The 15,728-nt window shown below is 48.4% G+C and carries 21 protein-coding genes and 2 tRNA genes; 14 read left to right on the top strand and 9 right to left on the bottom strand.

Annotated elements, in window-relative coordinates; genetic code table 11:
* The 8 genes from QBE54_RS04315 to QBE54_RS04350 form a co-directional block, all read right to left on the bottom strand.
* Nucleotides 1-318, bottom strand: a complete 318-nt coding sequence (locus QBE54_RS04315) for a DUF6506 family protein (RefSeq protein ID WP_369019122.1) — start codon at nt 316-318, stop codon at nt 1-3.
* Nucleotides 319-498: 180 nt separating this feature from the next.
* Nucleotides 499-1,293 carry a hypothetical protein gene (locus QBE54_RS04320; protein WP_369019123.1) on the bottom strand — a complete coding sequence of 265 codons (795 nt, stop codon included), beginning with the start codon at nt 1,291-1,293 and terminating at the stop codon, nt 499-501.
* A 14-nt stretch (nt 1,294-1,307) separates the two neighbouring features.
* Nucleotides 1,308-1,547, bottom strand: coding sequence for a hypothetical protein (locus tag QBE54_RS04325; RefSeq protein ID WP_369019124.1), 240 nt, complete (start codon nt 1,545-1,547; stop codon nt 1,308-1,310).
* Nucleotides 1,548-1,564: 17 nt separating this feature from the next.
* Nucleotides 1,565-2,137, bottom strand: a complete 573-nt coding sequence (locus QBE54_RS04330) for a hypothetical protein (protein WP_369019125.1) — start codon at nt 2,135-2,137, stop codon at nt 1,565-1,567.
* A 107-nt stretch (nt 2,138-2,244) separates the two neighbouring features.
* Entirely contained in the window at nt 2,245-2,790 is a 546-nt protein-coding gene (locus QBE54_RS04335; protein WP_369019126.1) for a hypothetical protein, read from the bottom strand.
* 143 nt (nt 2,791-2,933) lie between these two features.
* Nucleotides 2,934-3,428 carry a hypothetical protein gene (locus QBE54_RS04340; protein ID WP_369019127.1) on the bottom strand — a complete coding sequence of 165 codons (495 nt, stop codon included), beginning with the start codon at nt 3,426-3,428 and terminating at the stop codon, nt 2,934-2,936.
* Between the two features lie 33 nt (nt 3,429-3,461).
* A complete protein-coding gene (locus QBE54_RS04345; RefSeq protein WP_369019128.1) occupies nt 3,462-4,142 on the bottom strand; it encodes a response regulator in 681 nt (226 codons plus the stop codon).
* Nucleotides 4,143-4,146: 4 nt separating this feature from the next.
* A complete protein-coding gene (locus QBE54_RS04350) occupies nt 4,147-5,739 on the bottom strand; it encodes a GAF domain-containing sensor histidine kinase (protein WP_369019389.1) in 1,593 nt (530 codons plus the stop codon).
* 164 nt (nt 5,740-5,903) lie between these two features.
* On the opposite strand from QBE54_RS04350, the gene QBE54_RS04355 reads away from it, so the two are divergent.
* Nucleotides 5,904-6,299 (top strand): response regulator transcription factor, encoded by a 396-nt coding sequence (locus QBE54_RS04355; protein ID WP_369019129.1) that lies wholly within the window; start codon nt 5,904-5,906, stop codon nt 6,297-6,299.
* An 11-nt stretch (nt 6,300-6,310) separates the two neighbouring features.
* Here QBE54_RS04355 and QBE54_RS04360 read toward each other — a convergent pair.
* Nucleotides 6,311-6,385, bottom strand: a tRNA-Glu gene (locus tag QBE54_RS04360).
* 145 nt (nt 6,386-6,530) lie between these two features.
* Here QBE54_RS04360 and QBE54_RS04365 point away from each other — a divergent pair.
* The 13 genes from QBE54_RS04365 to QBE54_RS04425 all read left to right on the top strand — a co-directional run bounded on the left by QBE54_RS04365 (nt 6,531) and on the right by QBE54_RS04425 (nt 15,727).
* On the top strand, nt 6,531-7,448 hold the full coding sequence (locus QBE54_RS04365) for a LuxR C-terminal-related transcriptional regulator (protein WP_369019130.1): 918 nt from the start codon (nt 6,531-6,533) through the stop codon (nt 7,446-7,448).
* A 156-nt stretch (nt 7,449-7,604) separates the two neighbouring features.
* Entirely contained in the window at nt 7,605-8,840 is a 1,236-nt protein-coding gene (locus QBE54_RS04370) for a 2,4-dienoyl-CoA reductase (RefSeq protein ID WP_369019131.1), read from the top strand.
* 32 nt (nt 8,841-8,872) lie between these two features.
* Complete coding sequence (locus QBE54_RS04375; RefSeq protein ID WP_369019132.1) at nt 8,873-9,226, top strand: metallopeptidase family protein; 354 nt, start codon at nt 8,873-8,875, stop codon at nt 9,224-9,226.
* A gap of 6 nt (nt 9,227-9,232) precedes the next feature.
* Nucleotides 9,233-9,724, top strand: coding sequence for an HD domain-containing protein (locus tag QBE54_RS04380; RefSeq protein ID WP_369019133.1), 492 nt, complete (start codon nt 9,233-9,235; stop codon nt 9,722-9,724).
* A 69-nt stretch (nt 9,725-9,793) separates the two neighbouring features.
* Entirely contained in the window at nt 9,794-9,976 is a 183-nt protein-coding gene (locus QBE54_RS04385) for a ferredoxin (protein ID WP_369019134.1), read from the top strand.
* A gap of 105 nt (nt 9,977-10,081) precedes the next feature.
* A tRNA-Glu gene (locus QBE54_RS04390) sits at nt 10,082-10,158 on the top strand.
* A gap of 193 nt (nt 10,159-10,351) precedes the next feature.
* On the top strand, nt 10,352-10,483 hold the full coding sequence (locus QBE54_RS04395) for a hypothetical protein (protein ID WP_369019135.1): 132 nt from the start codon (nt 10,352-10,354) through the stop codon (nt 10,481-10,483).
* Nucleotides 10,484-10,600: 117 nt separating this feature from the next.
* Nucleotides 10,601-10,948, top strand: a complete 348-nt coding sequence (locus QBE54_RS04400; RefSeq protein WP_369019136.1) for a cytoplasmic protein — start codon at nt 10,601-10,603, stop codon at nt 10,946-10,948.
* Nucleotides 10,949-10,960: 12 nt separating this feature from the next.
* Nucleotides 10,961-11,605 carry an ABC transporter permease gene (locus tag QBE54_RS04405; RefSeq protein ID WP_369019137.1) on the top strand — a complete coding sequence of 215 codons (645 nt, stop codon included), beginning with the start codon at nt 10,961-10,963 and terminating at the stop codon, nt 11,603-11,605.
* A gap of 12 nt (nt 11,606-11,617) precedes the next feature.
* Nucleotides 11,618-12,508: a glycine betaine ABC transporter substrate-binding protein gene (locus tag QBE54_RS04410; protein WP_369019138.1), complete on the top strand. Its 891-nt coding sequence runs from the start codon at nt 11,618-11,620 to the stop codon at nt 12,506-12,508.
* 5 nt (nt 12,509-12,513) lie between these two features.
* A complete protein-coding gene (locus tag QBE54_RS04415) occupies nt 12,514-13,623 on the top strand; it encodes an ABC transporter ATP-binding protein (protein ID WP_369019139.1) in 1,110 nt (369 codons plus the stop codon).
* Nucleotides 13,624-13,758: 135 nt separating this feature from the next.
* Complete coding sequence (locus tag QBE54_RS04420; RefSeq protein ID WP_369019140.1) at nt 13,759-14,355, top strand: lysophospholipid acyltransferase family protein; 597 nt, start codon at nt 13,759-13,761, stop codon at nt 14,353-14,355.
* The gene (locus tag QBE54_RS04425) at nt 14,345-15,727 is read left to right on the top strand and encodes a hypothetical protein (protein WP_369019141.1); all 1,383 of its coding nucleotides are present in this window, start codon (nt 14,345-14,347) and stop codon (nt 15,725-15,727) included. The genes QBE54_RS04420 and QBE54_RS04425 overlap by 11 nt, the downstream gene beginning before the upstream one ends.
* The last annotated feature ends 1 nt before the right edge of the window (nt 15,728 follow it).

Here is a 15,728-nt window from a genome sequence, read left to right on the forward strand (position 1 = left end):
TTACTTTCCAAAATATTCCCTCTGCAGTGCGGCCTGGGCAATCTGGTTGCTTGGTCCATCTCCTCTGGCAACACTCACCGATGCTTTGCTTCCCAGAGCTTCAAAAATTTCTGCTACTTCCCTGTGAGTAAATCCCGGACAAAGAGTAATGGCGTCAATAGCTTCTTTTTCGTAAAGTTCACGAGCACTTCTCAGCGCTTCTTCCAGGTTTTTTGCAACAACCGACCAGAGCTGATATTTGCCAGTATCTACGAAGGAGAGGTGCTTTTTGGGGTCCGCATCAGGGGCATAAGAGAGAAAAAGAGTCTTGAAAGCCATTTTACATATCCTCTCTTGAACAATGAAATCTGGACCTTAAAGCCCTTTTGCAAAGGAGGTGCAGCGCTTTTAGCAGAAAAAAACATCACGTAACCGGGTTTAAAGAACTCTCGGTTACGTGATGTTTTTTTGGAGTTTCGCAACCAGTCTTCACTTGTATCTTCCCCGGGTACTGTTGGTTTAACCACAGGTTGGACAGTTTGGGAATGAAGGCGCGGGTGGAGGTGGTGGTGATGGCGGTGATGGCGGTGATGGCACTTCCGGAACTTCTGGTGGCTCAGGCGGTGGTTCTTCCTCGCCGTTTCCAGGTGTTTCCCCGTTACCTCCATTTTCTCCTTCGTTTCCACCGTTAGTAACTACAGGCGGTGTTCCTGCTTCTCCAGGTGCACCAAAGAGATTGTTGACCAAGGCTTCTACCAGGGCTATTACCTGAGGATCACCCTGGGCGTCTTCGCAATTAGCCAGAACATTTTTCACTGCCTGAACTATTTCGTCAGTTGGCTCAAGAAAAGGTATGTCAGCAATTTCCACAGCTCCCGGGTAAAGCCGTTCTGCAACTTCATAGATGATTACCTGAGAGGTAGTGTAGTAATTGGCTTCACCCGCTTCCTGAGAATTGGGAGTGAGCGTAGCAATGCCCTTTTTAACGATTATATTGCCTTTGTAGGCATAAATTACGTAGGCTTCACCAGCTTTGCCTGTGAACCGATATTCTCCTTTTTCGTCAGTTTCAGTTGTAACACGGGTTCCCTCGTCTCCAATTATAAGAAGATCTGCATTGGAGAGCGGAACTCCTTCGCTGATTTGGGGATTTTCTTTAAAGTCAATGTAGCAGAGGGTATCTCCTTCGGGGTTGGCAACCACTCCCCTGACTACCACGGCGACTCGGAAACTCGTACCCAGGCAGCCCCCCAGGAAGACCAGACTTAAGGCTAAAATTGCAGTAAGTGGCAAGACCCATTTTTTTATGGACATATAAACACCTTCTTTCATTTGATTTCCACACACTCGTGGTGGTGATAGGTTTCGCAGTCACCGTTTATGCAGGTCACAACAGTAACACTTTCGCAGGATATGCCGCTTCCTGAAGAGGTTATCACCACTCCTTCGGGAAGCTCATCAGTGAGGGAAAGACTTTCTCTTCCAACCGTGGCCTGGTTACAGCCGGCAGCAAATCCCGCGAAAACCAGAACCAGCAATATAAAACCTGTCAACAGTTTATTTTTCATATTGAGCTCCTCTTAAGCTATACTTCCTCTCCACCATTTTCTTCGTTTTCAGGCACTTCCACAGTGATGTCTGGAGTGTTTACAACCACATCAGGGGCTACAACCTGTTCACCGACCAGGATGACGTTAATCTGGGGTGAAACATTCATGTTAACTCCCACCTGCACGATGTTCTGCACTATGGTAGCAATGTTGAGTTCTCCATCCTGGGTGATTTCAGCAATTTCTTCTGCGCTGAAACCATTTGCTTGAAAGATATCGTCTCCTTCAATGTTTATGAACATGGGATCTATGTAAAGATTAAGGTTAATGGTGGGAGGAGTGTTGTTTTCATTTGCATTGTTCGAGCTATCGTTTTGGACTTCGGCAAAAGAGGCTTCAATTTCTGGTGCAGGTATGAAATATTGATTAGCTCCATCTGTTCTTTTAAAAATCGATGAGGATTTATTCGGGCTTACCGCACCAAATGAAGATACGGGATTCCCCCGCTCCAGCCTGCAAACTGAGGCACTGGCCAGGCCGGAAAGAAGGAACAGCGTTAAAATACTGAATATCCCTACCCACAAGGTGAACCTTTTTATTTTTTTCATTCGATTGCCCTCCTTTTTGGTTGGAAGGGGTGGCTTTGAGCCACCCCTTCTTTGGGTGAATGTTCAGGTCGGTGACTAATTATTAACACAGGGGTTTGAGTTTGTGTTCAATGACAGCGATGCCCACGTCTTATTCTACTGCCTATACTTACATCTTCCAGGCTTATGTCTTCGAGTTCGATTTCGGTTTTCTCAAGTTCTACTTCTACTACGGTGAACATGTTAGCATCGTTATTCTGGGGGGCGATGATGGTCTGGTCTTGGTAGCTCATTGCCAGGTTGCCGTTAATTCCACCCATTGCCAGGGCCGCAGAAATGGGACCCACTCCACCACCACCACTGGCGTCGTCAGATTCTGCATCCTGGTCTCCAGTTCCCTGAGCTGCAAACTGGTAGATAAGATTATCCTGGCTGACTCCCCAGATAAAGGTGTTTTGGCAGGTTGAAGGACCAGTTATGTTGACATTTGAGTTCTGATTGATGGTTTCCGTCTCAGTTTCAGTTTCACTGGGGCCAGTGTAAGTTCCACTATCGCCAACTACCACAACCGCTATGTCTTCAAGGTTTAGATCAAGCCCACCGAATGCAAATGCTACACCTAATCCCAAAACCAGAGCTACGCTTACCAGTAATACCAGAAATAAACGATACATCCTTACTCCTCCTTCCAGAAATTTGATGCTTTCATTTTCGTATGGGATAAATCGGGCAGGAAGGGCCAGAAGTCACAAAAAGAGATAAAGAAAGTGGGACAAGTGGAAAAAGAGGTAAGGAAAAGAGAAGGAAAAGGGGGATATTATCCCCTCTTCCCTCTCCAGCCCAGAAGCTCTATCTTTTGAAATTTCCAACTTCCGCTAACTTTTATTAAAGTAATGCGCAGGCTGTCGGTAGCTTCCCAGCCCTCACCGTCTGCAGTCTGCACCCAGTGCTCTTCAGCAAGGACAATGGCCCTTGTTTCGCTCGAGAAAGTCACATCTAAGATTTCAAAAGAGTCCTCTACTATTTCACTTTCTTCAAGTCCCAGGTAGGTGTTGAGATGAGTTCTCAGGTCTTCCCAGCTACTCAGAGTAATTTTGGATCCGGAAGAGGCAGAGACGGTATAAGGTATGGTGTAAAAGGTGATTATCTGGTCCAGGTCGTTAGAAAGCAATGCCTGCTCATAGTTATCAAAGAACTGCTCGATTTCCGTCCGCAAAACCAGGGCTGTTTCCTCAGAAACCGTGGTTACCGAACACCCTGCAAAAAGGACAGGTAACACGGCGAACACTGCTAACCAGAAATACTTTTTCATGGTGCTTCCCTCCTTGAGTTTTTAAATAGTATATCAGATGTCCCGCCTGGTGGTTTCATCAGACTCCAGAATTCCCGCTTCCAGGGCGAAGACTATAAGCTTCATCCTGTTTTCAATGCCCAGCTTGGAAAGAATGTTGCTGATGTAGTTTTTGACCGTCTTTTCGCTGATGAAAAGCTCCCTGGCTATGGTCTGGTTGTCTTTACCCTGGGCAACCAGGGTGAGGATTTCTTTCTCTCTTTTGCTAAGCTCGTCAAGCAGGGGAGAGACTTTTCTGGGAGTGGAAAGGTTTTTTTTGAACTCTTCGAGCAACATTCCCGAGACTTCTTCTGCAAAGACCATGTCCCCCTGCAGGGCTGCTTCGATGCAACTGGTGATTTTGGAGAAGGGCGCGGCTTTCAGAAGGTAACCGTTCACTCCTGCTGAGACGGCTTGGATGAGAAGCTCTCTGGAGGCGTCCATGGTGAGAATCAGTACCTTTAGGTCCGGAAGGCGGGATTTGAGCTCTTCGGCAACCTGGATGCCATTTGCATCAGAGAGATGAACATCCATAAGTACGATGTCCGGTTTTTCAAGGGGTATTTTCTGGATGGCTTCTTTGCTGCTTGTGAAAATAGAGCAGCGGCCGATTTTGGTTTTGCTTTCCAAGAGAGCCTTCAGGCCGTCAGCAAATAGGGCATGGTCATCCACAATGGCTATTTTAGTGTTTTCCATTTTTTTAACCACTTCTGGGAATCACCGCCTTCAGGATAGTTCCTCTATCTTCTTTCGAAGAGACCCGAAACGCCCCCTGGAGGAGAGCTACGGTCCCTTGAATTCCTTTTAGGCCGTATCCCTGTCCTGTTTCTTCTGCAATCATTCGTGATACGTTGAACCCCTTTCCGTTGTCCTTAAAAATGACGTAGAAGTGGTCCTTCCATAATCCAACTTTTACCTTCACTTTGGTAGCTTGAGCATGTTTTTCTACGTTGCGGGCAGCCTCTCGTATAAGGGCCATTATTGCTTCCCGGAGCCGGGGAGTTAGCTCCTCGGTTTTCACATTCGCTTTGACCTTAGTTTTAACTTTGGAAAAGATAAAGGTCTCCATCAGGGCTTGCTGGATTTCTTCTCTGAGCGGCAGGTTGGGAATAGTAGCTTCTCTCAGATTTTTCAGGATATCGCGGGACCTTTCTAAGGAAGCAGAAAGCCCCCGTTCGGTCCTTTCCATGAGGGATAGTGTTTCCTTGGATAGTTTTATGTCTTCCTTTTTAAGCATTTCTCTGATTAGCTGAAAGTGTAGCTGCAGACCGGCAATGTCCTGGGTGAGTCCATCGTGGAGTTCCCTGGCCAGAGCAAGGCGTTCCTGTTTTCTGGCCAGGGCCAGGTTCTGCTGAAAAAGAAGCAGGTTACCAAACAGCGCTGCCCAGAGGTCCATGACTGAGCGAAAGGCTGTCTGGGCAAGCAAAGAGGGGGGAAAGGGGCAGAATGCAAAAAAGTATCCAAAGGGTTTGCCCAGGTGGTGGGGTCGGTAAAAGACAAGAAACTTTAGTTTTTTGGAAAGGCGCTCAGGCAGGTATTCAGCGAGAAGGGCTTTTTCTTTTCTGGTAAGAGTAATAACGCCGTACTGCTTGAACAGAAAGTTTTTTTTGAAGCTTCTGGAAAGCAGTTCAGTAATTTTTTGAATATCAGGGTTTCCTGAAGGCTCGGCTTTAGGATATATGTGAAACTCCACTTTCTGAAAGTCACTGCTATCTAAAAAAACGCTCAAGGTGGCGTCGACCAGCTTCTGGCCCGCGGAAATCAGGTTTTCGATGTAAATTGTTCTATCCATCAATGGTGAGATTTTGGCAAGGGTGTCCAGAGCAGAATTCAACTTTTTAAGAACCTTCTCTCTCTCTTTTTTGAGCCACATTTGCTGAAGTATTATGGCTATTTCTTGAGCAAGAAGGTTTATGAAAGAAAGAGTATCGGGAGGGAAGACCCCCTGGGGCTTGTTGAGAGTCAGGATACCTGTGACATTTCCCTTTTCATCGAGTAGCGGAACACAGATGGAGCAGCGTTCCCTTTTCCTGTTCCTCCACCTTGGAAAGGGGGGACTGTGTTCTTCGTCGATGATGAGGGGTTGTCCGGTGCGCAGAACATGAGCGACAATACCTCTTGTGGCGCTCAGGTAAGGCTTCTTCAAGCGCTCTTGTGCCATACTCAGTGTGGCCAGGATCACGAACCTACTTCTGGAGGCATCAAAAAAGGCTATAGTTCCCGAAGAACAACCAAGAACTTTTATTGAGGTTTCAAGGAGGTGCCTTAAAATATCTTTCTCTTTCCTGAAAATATTCCTCTGCCCCCTCCTTTTTTCATAATTATTATACCATTCTTATACCATTCCTGCTCTTGAGAGAGGGAGTTTGGGACTTTCTATTTCCGGGATTGTGACTTTCAACCCTTTCTCCAGCGAAGCCTATCTGTTATCCTCGTTTTATCGGTGGGGGGAGAGCCGTGGGGGTTACACATTCTGGAGGACGACCAATCCGAATATTTATCGTTGAAGATAACGAGCTTTTTTTGCAAGGATTGATCTTTTTTTTGGAAAGTATTGAAGGAGTTGAGGTGGCTGGGTACTCACTCGATGGAAAGGGGTTGGTTAATGCGATAGAGCGTTCCCGTCCTGACCTGGTCATAATGGACCTGTTCCTGCCGAAAAGCAGTGGAGTGACCTTGACCCGAATGTTATGCAGGCGTTTCAAAAATTTGAAGGTAATTGTCCTTTCTATATGCGATGAAGAGGAATGCAGGAGTAATGCCCAAAGAGCAGGGGCCAGTGCTTATATTACCAAGGGCCAATCTCTGGAGAAACTCAAAAGCTCGATTCTGGAGCTGGCTGCGGCTTCTTAAGAGATTTATTCTGGTGGCCCCACGGGGAATCGAACCCCGGCCTGCGGATTGAGAGCCCGCTGAACTAACCACTATTCGATGGGGCCACGCTAAGCACCACCAATTATAATTTTTTCCTCAGGAAGCGTCAAGCGTTAATTTACTTTGGTTTTTCGAGGTTTGCCGTTTAACGTTTTCCGGTTTTTGCCTGCAAGGGTGTGCAGTAATTTCCTGGAGGTTCCTGTTTAAAGCATGTGCTATAATCGGGAAAAATACGGCAAGGTTTGTCTCAGAGGTTTTTGGGTTATGGGAAACAGGGCTTTCACCTACAACGGCTTTTTCAGGGACATGATCGGGAACTTTATTTTTCGGGTGGTCCTGAACAGCGTCCCGGATGGAGTGAGTTTGCTCGATACTGAGCTCCGCATCATTGACTTGAATTTCACTATGCAGCAGTGGTACAAGCACAAGATGCCTGCTCGTGGCAAGAAGTGCTTCTGGGTTTTTCATGGTAGAAAAACTCCCTGTCCAAACTGCCCTTCTATTCGGGCCGTTGAGGAGAAGAGGGTAGTTACCGAAGTTGCTTCTTATGATGGGCTGGAGTTCCGAAAAGAAAAGGCGCAGAAAATCTATGCTTTTCCACTTTTTGATGAAAATCGGGAGGTAGTCGGGGTACTCGAGTACGTTAAGAACCTTATTCCAGTGCGGGAGCTGGAAGAAGAAGTGCAGTTTTTGAGGGAAAAGGTGGCTTATTTGGAGCGCCAGAACGCAATGCTTCGTGTGCTTCTTGAGGAGAGACAGGAGGAGGAGAGAAGACGGAAGGTTTTCTTTGAGAAGCAACTTAGAGATTACATCTTGCCAACCTTGAAGGAGCTGGAAGCCCTTGCGAGGGACACCTTGGAATCCCGTTATTTTTCTTTCCTTTCTTTTTGGCTTACTAATCTTTATTCCGATTCTTGCTCTGATTCCCGGCAGGAGCTTTCCTTGTTAACTCCTCGCGAACTGGAAATTGCCTTGCTTATTAAAGAAGGGAAAAGCAGCAAGGAAATTTCTGAAATACTTTCCATTTCTAAAAAAGCCGTGCAATTTCACCGCCAGAACTTACGTAAAAAACTGGGCATTGCCCGTTCCCGGGTTAATTTGGTTACCTACCTCAGGAATGTTATTTAGCAAGTCTTCTTCCTGCACTCTGTTTTATCGAGTGGATTTACACCTGTTCATCTGGTATAAAACAGATATTTTGCTGGTATTTTACTGGCTTTGCTTTGTTAGAGCATAGGGATATGCTTTTGTTCAGAAAAAATCCTTTTAAAGGAGGTCGTGCTTATGTCGCAGGAACCACTATTTACCCCTATTCAGATTGGCAACCGCGTAGCACAAAATCGCTTCGTGATCAACGCCATGGAATGTAACGATGCAGACGAAAATGGTAACCCCACCGAGAAAACCTACCGCCGTTACTCAAGGCTTTTTGAAGGTGGAGCTGGGGTGGTGTTTCTGGAAGCGATAACCGTTTCGTATGAGTCGCGAGCTCGCCTGCACCAGCTATCCATTGAACCCCATAACGAAAAGGCCCTCACTGCTTTTACTAAAGAGATGAAAAGCGTAAGCGACAAAACTCTTTTTATCTGGCAGCTTACTCACTCGGGCGAGTTGAGTAGCCCCGAGTTTTCGAAGAGAGTTTGTGTTAAGCCTCTGCCTGGTCTGGGAGGAGAACTCCTTTCTGAGGAAGACGTGGATAAAATTATCGACCAATTTGTGCTGGCAGCCAAAATCGCTCATAATTGTGGAGCTGATGGTGTGGACGTGAAGCTCTGCCATGGCTATCTTGGAACCCAGATTCTGCGTCCTTATAATGACCGCAACTGGAAATATGGTGGTCCCTGGGAGAACCGCAGACGTTTTGCTTTTGAGATTTACGAGCGTATCCAGAAAGAAATCAATGACCCCAACTTCCTGGTGGGCTCCAAAATTACCATGTGGGAAGGCATACCTGGAGGTCAGGGATGCAAGGGTCCTGATAACGCAATAATAGATCTCACTGAACCTCTGGACCTCATTCGGGGCATTGAAGAAAGAGGAGCAGATTTCATAATGGTTTCGGCAGGTAACCCTTCTTTGACCATTGCTCTGGCCCATCCAGACAAGCGCATTCCCGATTACGTCTACCTACATCATTATTTCCAGCAAGAGGCCAAAAAGGCGGTTAACAAAGCAGTGATAATAGGTTCTGCCTACTCGCTTTTCAGGGACGGCAACAATTACTTGTCAGCCTTAGAGAAAGAGAAGGCAAGTCTACGCTACTGGGGCAACAAAAACATCAGGGATGGAGTTACCGATATGATAGCCATAGGTCGTCAGTCCTTGGCTGACCCCTATCTTCCTCGCAAGATGATGGAAGGCAAAGAAGACACCATCCGCTGGTGCACGCTTTGTGACACCTGCATGGAACTTTTAATCAGGCAGGAAAATACCGGTTGTGTGGTTTACGAGAAAGAGTATGCGGAAATATTGAGGAGAGTTCGCAAGGAAAAAGGTGTTTTGAAATTCAAGCATACTTGAGGGAGTTTCCTTTCTGGTTTACAATTCAGAGTATGGAGAAAAAGGACGTGGAAGAGATGGTGGCAGCTGTTCTTTCCTCTCTTCCACCGCTTATCAGGTCCCGACTGGAAAATGTAGAGTTTGTGGTCGAGGAGAAGCCCTCACAACTTGGCGGGCGTTCTCCTTTTTTGCTGGGTCTTTATCAGGGTGTGCCCCTGCCTCGGCGGGGCAGGGGATACAGCTTTGTCATGCCAGACCGAATCGTACTTTTCACGGGCAACATCCTGCGGGTTGCTCCCAGCAGAGAAGCGTTCTATAAGAAGTTAAGGGAAGTGATACTCCACGAGATAGGGCATTATCTGGGATTCAGCGAAGAAGAACTCCGGGACCTTGAAAAAAGGGGTTGATGAATTGTGTATCAGGAGGTGTGGCAGCATCTTGAAGAGGTTTTCCGGGAAGACCCCTCTATGCTTGAGCATACCCGGCGGGTTTTCGATTTTGCCCATGATATAGCTCAGGCGCTTAAGCTTGACGCTGTGACCCAGAGAACAGTTCACCTTGCTGCACTGCTCCACGATGTGGGAATTGTGGAGGCCGAAAAGAAGTTTGGCAGTCGAGAGGGGAAGTTTCAGCATATTACCGGACCACCGATTGCCCGCAGGATTCTTGAAGAGATTGGTGAGCAGCCCCAGGTGGTGGAGCGGGTGCTCTATTTGGTGGGCAACCATCACAACTTTGATAAGGTTGACGGCATAGACTTTCAGGTGCTTGTTGAAGCGGACATGCTGGTCAACCTTGAAGAGGAAAAGCTGGCAAGTGATGAGCTACGCTCCTTTATCGAGGGCTTTTTCAAGACTGCTCCCGGCCTTCGTACGGCAAAAAGAAAATATCTAAAAGAAATTTGACACCGGGAATTTATGCTATAATTTCTCCTGGTTTAATTTTTTAAAACAACGCAAGGGAGGAGATACGCAATGGCTTTGAAAGTAATCGCTGATGAGTGCATTGGTTGTGAACTCTGTGTTAACGTGTGCCCGGATGTTTTTGAGATGAATGCAGAGGGAAAGAGCGTGGTCAAACCCGGAGCAGATGAAAATGCTCCTTGTGTGGATGAGGCTATCGATTCCTGCCCCACCAGTGCTATCGTGAAGGAATAGTTGATAGCCGAAATTTTTTTGGAAAAGCTCTTGCATTACTGGTGCCCTATCTTATAAAATAAGGCTCGTTCGCAGGGCAGATTCAGGGTAAAAATTGAAAGAAGCGCCCCCATCGTCTAGCCCGGTTAGGACACCGCCCTTTCAAGGCGGCGGCAGCGGTTCAAATCCGCTTGGGGGCGCCATTTTTATTTGTGGGCTTTTTGCTCCTGATTCCTTTTATCCTTCGGTTATGGTGATTACCGCTACTCCGTATGAGCAGTTACCCGCGTAGTCGCACACTTTCACAAGAATGGCATAAGTTCCGGCAGTGGAAAAGGTGTAGGTGAACACCTGTCCCTGCGCTCGGAACCGTCTGAGGACCTCGTTCTCCCGGGGATGGAAGGGACCGCAGTTCTTGCCTCCAACCAGCCACTTTTGCCCGGGAAGTACCGCCTGAAGGTCTCCCTCTTTGAGGGTGAGGAAGAACTTCTGATGCAGGAGACCATCTTCACCGTCGGGGAAAGATGAGTCGGTGATTGCGGCTCGCCTTTTCCCACCTGCCTGAGAAATTGCCCCCCTTGTTGCACCTGGCGCGAAATATCTTGCTGCATATTCTGGTTAAAGAAGAAAAAAGGGGGATTGTCAATGCAGAAAGTTGCTTTCTTCGTTTTTCGAGACCAAGAGATGTGCTTCATCCACGTCCTTCTTAACGCTCTGGACATGTATGAAAAGGGTGATGTGGTCCGCATTGTTTTTGAGGGAAGCGCCACTCGCCTGGTGCCGTTGCTTGCTGAAGCATCGCACCCTTTGCACGGGCTTTATCGAGAAACGAAGGATAAGGGTCTGATTGCTGGGGCCTGCCGGGCCTGCTCGGCGAAGATGAAAGTTCTGGATGCGGTGGAAAAAGAGAGTCTTCCCCTGCTTGAGGACATGAAGGGACATCCCGGGATGCACCGCTTTCTCGCAGAAGGTTTCACCATCATCACCATGTAGCAGGTGGGGACTATGGGCTTTCTGCTGCGGGTTTTGCTCCTCCTTTTTGAGCGCCGGGAGCTGGTTTTGCAGAGCCTGTTCGAGCACGTTTACATCTCTTTTGTAGCCTGTTTGCTCATTGGTCTGGCAGGGATTCCACTGGGAATCCTTATCACCCGCTTTCGCTCCTGGGCTTCGGGAGTTCTGGCAGTCACCGGAGTTCTCTACACCATCCCCGCTCTGGCTCTTTTCGGGTTCATGATTCCTCTTCTGGGCATCGGCCTGAAGCCGACTCTCTTTGCACTTTTCATTTACGGGCTTTTGCCTTTAGTCCGTAACACCTACGTGGGGATTGTAAACGTTGACCCGGGAATTGTGGAAGCAGCAAGGGGAATGGGCAGCACTGATTGGCAGCTGCTTTTCAGAGTACAGTTGCCACTTGCACTCCCCTTCATCGTGGCGGGTTTTCGGACTGTGGTGGTGATGACCATTTCAGTTTCCACCATTGCTGCTTTCATAGGAGCTGGAGGGCTGGGCGTGCTCATTTTCCGCGGCATCACCTCTTACTATACTGAGCTCATCGTGGCAGGAAGTATTCTGGTGGCTGCACTTTCCCTAGCAGCGGATACTTTGCTGGGATTTTTGGAAAAAAGGCTTTTACGCCGAATTCAGATGTAAGGAGTGTTGCACATGAAAGCACTGCGTTTCTTGTTTCTGGTAGTTTTCTTGTTTGCGTTTTCTCTTGGTGTGACCTGGGCACAAGGGGACAAAGTGGTGGTCAGCAATAAGCCCTTTACCGAGTCCCATATTCTGGCTGAAATCATAGTCCAGATGCTACGAGCGCATACCGACCTCGAGGTGGAACGCCTAATTATTGAAGGAGGTACGACTTCCATTCTGCATCCGGCCATCGTGCGGGGTGATATTGATATTTACCCGGAGTACACCGGAACATCCTGGCAGGAAGTGCTCAGAAAAGATGAGGTGGTATCTGACCCGCTGGAACTCTACGAAAGGGTGAAGAAAGAGTATGAGGAGAAGTTTGGCCTCGTGTATCTCCCGCTTTTTGGCTTCAACAACACCTTTACCCTGGCAGTGCGCCGGGAATCAGCCGAAAAGGACAATCTGAATACCTTTTCGGACTTGGCCCGGGTTTCGGAGCGTTACGTTTTTGGTGCTGAGCCGGACTTTTTTGAACGCAAGGACGGTTATGAGAACCTGGTAAAAACCTATGGTTTCCGCTTCAAGGCCACCAGGCAAATGGCTATTGCTCTGAAGTATCCAGCCATAGTGTCCCGGGAAGTCGACGTGATTGATGCTTTTTCGACCGATGGTCTTTTGAAAAAGTTTGACTTGGTGGTTCTTGAGGACGACAAGAACTATTTTCCCTCTTATTTCTGTGCTCCTGTGGTGAGAAAAGAGACGCTGGATAAATATCCCGTCATTGCCGAAGTCCTGGGGAGACTTGAGGGGCAAATAAGCAACGAAGAGATGACCGAGATGAACTATCTTGTGGATGAAAAGCTGATGGACCCCAGGGATGTAGCCCGTGAGTTTCTGGAAAGGAAGGGACTTCTTTAAGTCTCATGCCACCTGTGGTCGTCTTTCGGGAGGTAACCAAGACCTATCCAGGCAATATCCGGGCAGTGGACGGTGTTTCCTTTGAGCTCGAGGAAGGCGAGTTTCTCTGCCTGATTGGACCTTCTGGCTGCGGCAAGACCACCCTTTTGAAAATGGTTAACCGCCTTGTCGAGCCCTCCTCGGGCTCCGTGTATGTTGAGGGAAAAGAAGTTATGGAATGGGACCCCATAGAGTTGCGTCGGCGCATCGGCTATGTTATCCAGCAGATTGGCCTTTTTCCCCATCTCAATGTGGAGGAAAACATCACCTACGTCCTCTCCATTATGGGGGTTCCTTACCCGGTGCGCAGGGAAAAGGCAAGGGAATTGCTGGACATTATCGGGTTTGAGGAGTCCTACCTGCGTCGCTTCCCTCGCGAGCTCAGCGGGGGAGAAAAGCAGAGGGTGGGAGTGGCCAGAGCCCTGGCCTCGGATCCCAAAATTGTCCTCATGGACGAGCCCTTTGGTGCGCTGGACCAAATCAGCAAGGAACAGCTCCAGAATGAACTTTTGCGCCTCCATAGGCGTTTGGGAAAGACCATTCTCTTTGTGACTCACGACCTGCAGGAAGCAATAAAGCTTTCCACCCGTATCGGAATTATGAAAAAAGGGCGTGTCCTTCAGGTTGGCACCGTGCAGGAACTCCTCTTTAGCCCTGCTGACCCCTTTGTGGAAGAGTTCTTAGGAGCCAAAGGGTTTTTCCATACCCTGCATTTGCTCACTGCTTCAGAAGTCCTGGAAGAGAGCGTGCCTGTGGTCAGGGAGGGCAGAGTCGGGAGCCCGGAAGAGAATTTTCTAAGCCGTCACCCCGACGGTAGGGGTTTTGTGCTGGTTGTTGATGAAAAAAAGAGGTTCCTGGGGGCCAAAAATGAGAGCGGTGAGGTACTGCGGTGCGCAACAGTTACCCCCTTCACGCCCCTTGAGGAAGTGCTGCGGGCTATGTTTGTTTCCGGGCAAACCTGGGCAGTTGTGGTTGACCCTGAGGGGGGAAAGCTCCTGGGTGTTGTGGATTTTCGCTCCATCTGTTCTCGTCTTAAGGCATACTGTGGGAGGGAGAGCGAAAAAATGCCTTCCTGAAGAGAGAAAAGGCTCTCTCGAGAAAGGCGTCCCTCGATGGGGACGCCTGGCGCTTTCTTTTTGAGTAACTCTCTTTACGTAACGGTTGATTAAGCTTCCACAAATCCTTACAATAAAACCATAAGATTTTCTCTGGTGGGCAGAGTGGTTTACTATCTGAGCAAAGCCATAGCCTTATTTTTATTACTGGTCTTTTTCCGGTTTCGGGTGAGAGGTAGGGAACACTTTCCGCGCTCTGGCCCCTGCCTCATCGTTGCTAATCACTCCAGTTATCTTGACCCCATCGTTGTGGGTTGCGCCTGTCCCAGAAGAGTCTATTTCGTTGCCAAGGAAGAACTTTTCCGCAACCCTGTAGCTGCCTTTTTTTTACGGCAGCTTGGTGCATTTCCCTTGCGGAGGGGGGAGAAAGACGTGTCAGCAATCAAGCGGGTGCTTTCTCTTTTGCGAGAGGGGAAAGTGGTTTGTCTGTTTCCGGAAGGGACCCGCAATCAGGGTGAAGTGTCGGATTTCAAGCCCGGGGTGGTGAAACTTCTGATTAAGGCCGGAGTGCCGGTGGTGGTGGCTGGTATACGGGGCACCTTCGAAAGTTTCCCCCGGGGGAGGTCTTTTCCGAAACCCTTTCCCATTACTGTTGCTTTTTCTCCTCCCCTTTTTTTGACTTCTGGGGAGCCGGAAGCAGTGGAAAACGAGGTGAAAAGCAAAATGAAGGAGTTGATTCAGGTTGTTTCGTGAGGGGAACTGGCATCGCGTTTTGATTTTTCTTATGGGACTGTGTCTTTTAGTTGCAGGTTATACTCTTGCCGTGGCTCAGGAGTTCACTCTGGAGCGGGTCGTGGATAGCTTTGAGAATGAAATCCCTTTTTTTGGGTATCCAGCATATGTGGCGGTGAATCCCCTTTCAGGGGAGATTCTGGTCAGTGATTGGGAAAAGGACCGACTGCTGGTCTTTGATTCCTCGTGGAAGCTGGTTAAAGTGGTTAACGGCCTACAGGGGCCGGTTGGTATCGCCTTCTCTGGGAATGGGAGCAGAATTTACGTAGTTGAGCAGAAGGCAAACCAGATACGAGTACTTGGTGGAAGAAGCTACGAGGTGCAATCGACAATCAAGCCGGAAGGGCTTTCTCTCAAAGGTCCCCGGGGCATTTGGGCAAGCGGAGGTCGCCTTTACCTTACTGATACCGATAACTCCAGGATAGTGATTCTGGATGAAGCCGGAAAACTCCTTTTCACATTTGGTAAGGAGGGTATGGGGAAAGACGAATTTTACTATCCCCGGGGCATTGCGGTTGATGCTCAGGGAAGAATCTGGGTTGCCGATACGGTGCATCACCTGGTCAAGGTGTTCGAACCTGACGGAAGCTTCCTGTTTGAGTTTGGCGGTGAAGGGAATGATAAGGAACATTTTAACCGCCCCCGTTACTTGTTTATAAAGGGAGAATGGGTGTTTATCACTGATTACAACAACCACCGAGTAAAGGTGTATGACTTGAAGGGGACACTGCATTACATCCTGGGTCAAGGCGGGGATACAGCTTTCAGTTTTTCTCATCCTGAAGGGCTATGGGTGGATGACGAGGGACATCTCCTGGTTGCTGACGCTGGAAGAATGAGGATCGTGGTTGTAGGGGCATTTTCCTTAGTCAAGCCTGAGGTGCACCTGGTTGAGCTCCTTAAAGAGGGCAAGGTTAAGGAATTTTTCCAATATATAGAGCGCCTACCCCTTGAAGAGCGCGAGAAGCCGGAAACACTCCAGGCACTTTTTGAGGCCTACCAGATGGTTGGCGACCTGGAAGGGATGATTGCCCAGGCTGAGCAGCTTTTCCTCAAAGACTCTGACAACCGCCCCACCTGGAAAGATAAACTGGGAGAACTCTATTTTCAGAAAGCTGCTTCTCTTAGGGAAACAGGAAGGGCCAGGGAGGCACTTGCTTTTTACAGGAAGTCCTACCAGTATGGCTATCGCAGCGCGCTTTTTCCTTACCTCTGGCTTTCCTTTGCCCTGTTGGGGGGTGCAAATAGCCTCCTGATTATACTGGCTCTGGTATTTATTTTGCTTTTACTGATTTTTATCCGTTTGCGAATTCGAAGGTACCGGGAGTGGTGAG

The sequence above is a fragment of the Thermatribacter velox genome (genome assembly GCF_038396615.1).
GTDB classification, from domain to species: Bacteria; Atribacterota; Atribacteria; order Atribacterales; family Thermatribacteraceae; genus Thermatribacter; species Thermatribacter velox.

What these genes read in the sequence shown, in the direction of transcription:
- QBE54_RS04315 (WP_369019122.1), bottom strand. Translation starts at nt 318, where the DNA reads ATGGCTTTCAAGACTCTTTTTCTCTCTTATGCCCCTGATGCGGACCCC.
- QBE54_RS04320 (WP_369019123.1), bottom strand. Translation starts at nt 1,293, where the DNA reads ATGTCCATAAAAAAATGGGTCTTGCCACTTACTGCAATTTTAGCCTTA.
- QBE54_RS04325 (WP_369019124.1), bottom strand. Translation starts at nt 1,547, where the DNA reads ATGAAAAATAAACTGTTGACAGGTTTTATATTGCTGGTTCTGGTTTTC.
- QBE54_RS04330 (WP_369019125.1), bottom strand. Translation starts at nt 2,137, where the DNA reads ATGAAAAAAATAAAAAGGTTCACCTTGTGGGTAGGGATATTCAGTATT.
- QBE54_RS04335 (WP_369019126.1), bottom strand. Translation starts at nt 2,790, where the DNA reads ATGTATCGTTTATTTCTGGTATTACTGGTAAGCGTAGCTCTGGTTTTG.
- QBE54_RS04340 (WP_369019127.1), bottom strand. Translation starts at nt 3,428, where the DNA reads ATGAAAAAGTATTTCTGGTTAGCAGTGTTCGCCGTGTTACCTGTCCTT.
- QBE54_RS04345 (WP_369019128.1), bottom strand. Translation starts at nt 4,142, where the DNA reads ATGGAAAACACTAAAATAGCCATTGTGGATGACCATGCCCTATTTGCT.
- QBE54_RS04365 (WP_369019130.1), top strand. Translation starts at nt 6,531, where the DNA reads ATGTGCTATAATCGGGAAAAATACGGCAAGGTTTGTCTCAGAGGTTTT.
- QBE54_RS04370 (WP_369019131.1), top strand. Translation starts at nt 7,605, where the DNA reads ATGTCGCAGGAACCACTATTTACCCCTATTCAGATTGGCAACCGCGTA.
- QBE54_RS04375 (WP_369019132.1), top strand. Translation starts at nt 8,873, where the DNA reads ATGGAGAAAAAGGACGTGGAAGAGATGGTGGCAGCTGTTCTTTCCTCT.
- QBE54_RS04385 (WP_369019134.1), top strand. Translation starts at nt 9,794, where the DNA reads ATGGCTTTGAAAGTAATCGCTGATGAGTGCATTGGTTGTGAACTCTGT.
- QBE54_RS04395 (WP_369019135.1), top strand. Translation starts at nt 10,352, where the DNA reads ATGGAAGGGACCGCAGTTCTTGCCTCCAACCAGCCACTTTTGCCCGGG.
- QBE54_RS04400 (WP_369019136.1), top strand. Translation starts at nt 10,601, where the DNA reads ATGCAGAAAGTTGCTTTCTTCGTTTTTCGAGACCAAGAGATGTGCTTC.
- QBE54_RS04405 (WP_369019137.1), top strand. Translation starts at nt 10,961, where the DNA reads ATGGGCTTTCTGCTGCGGGTTTTGCTCCTCCTTTTTGAGCGCCGGGAG.
- QBE54_RS04410 (WP_369019138.1), top strand. Translation starts at nt 11,618, where the DNA reads ATGAAAGCACTGCGTTTCTTGTTTCTGGTAGTTTTCTTGTTTGCGTTT.
- QBE54_RS04415 (WP_369019139.1), top strand. Translation starts at nt 12,514, where the DNA reads ATGCCACCTGTGGTCGTCTTTCGGGAGGTAACCAAGACCTATCCAGGC.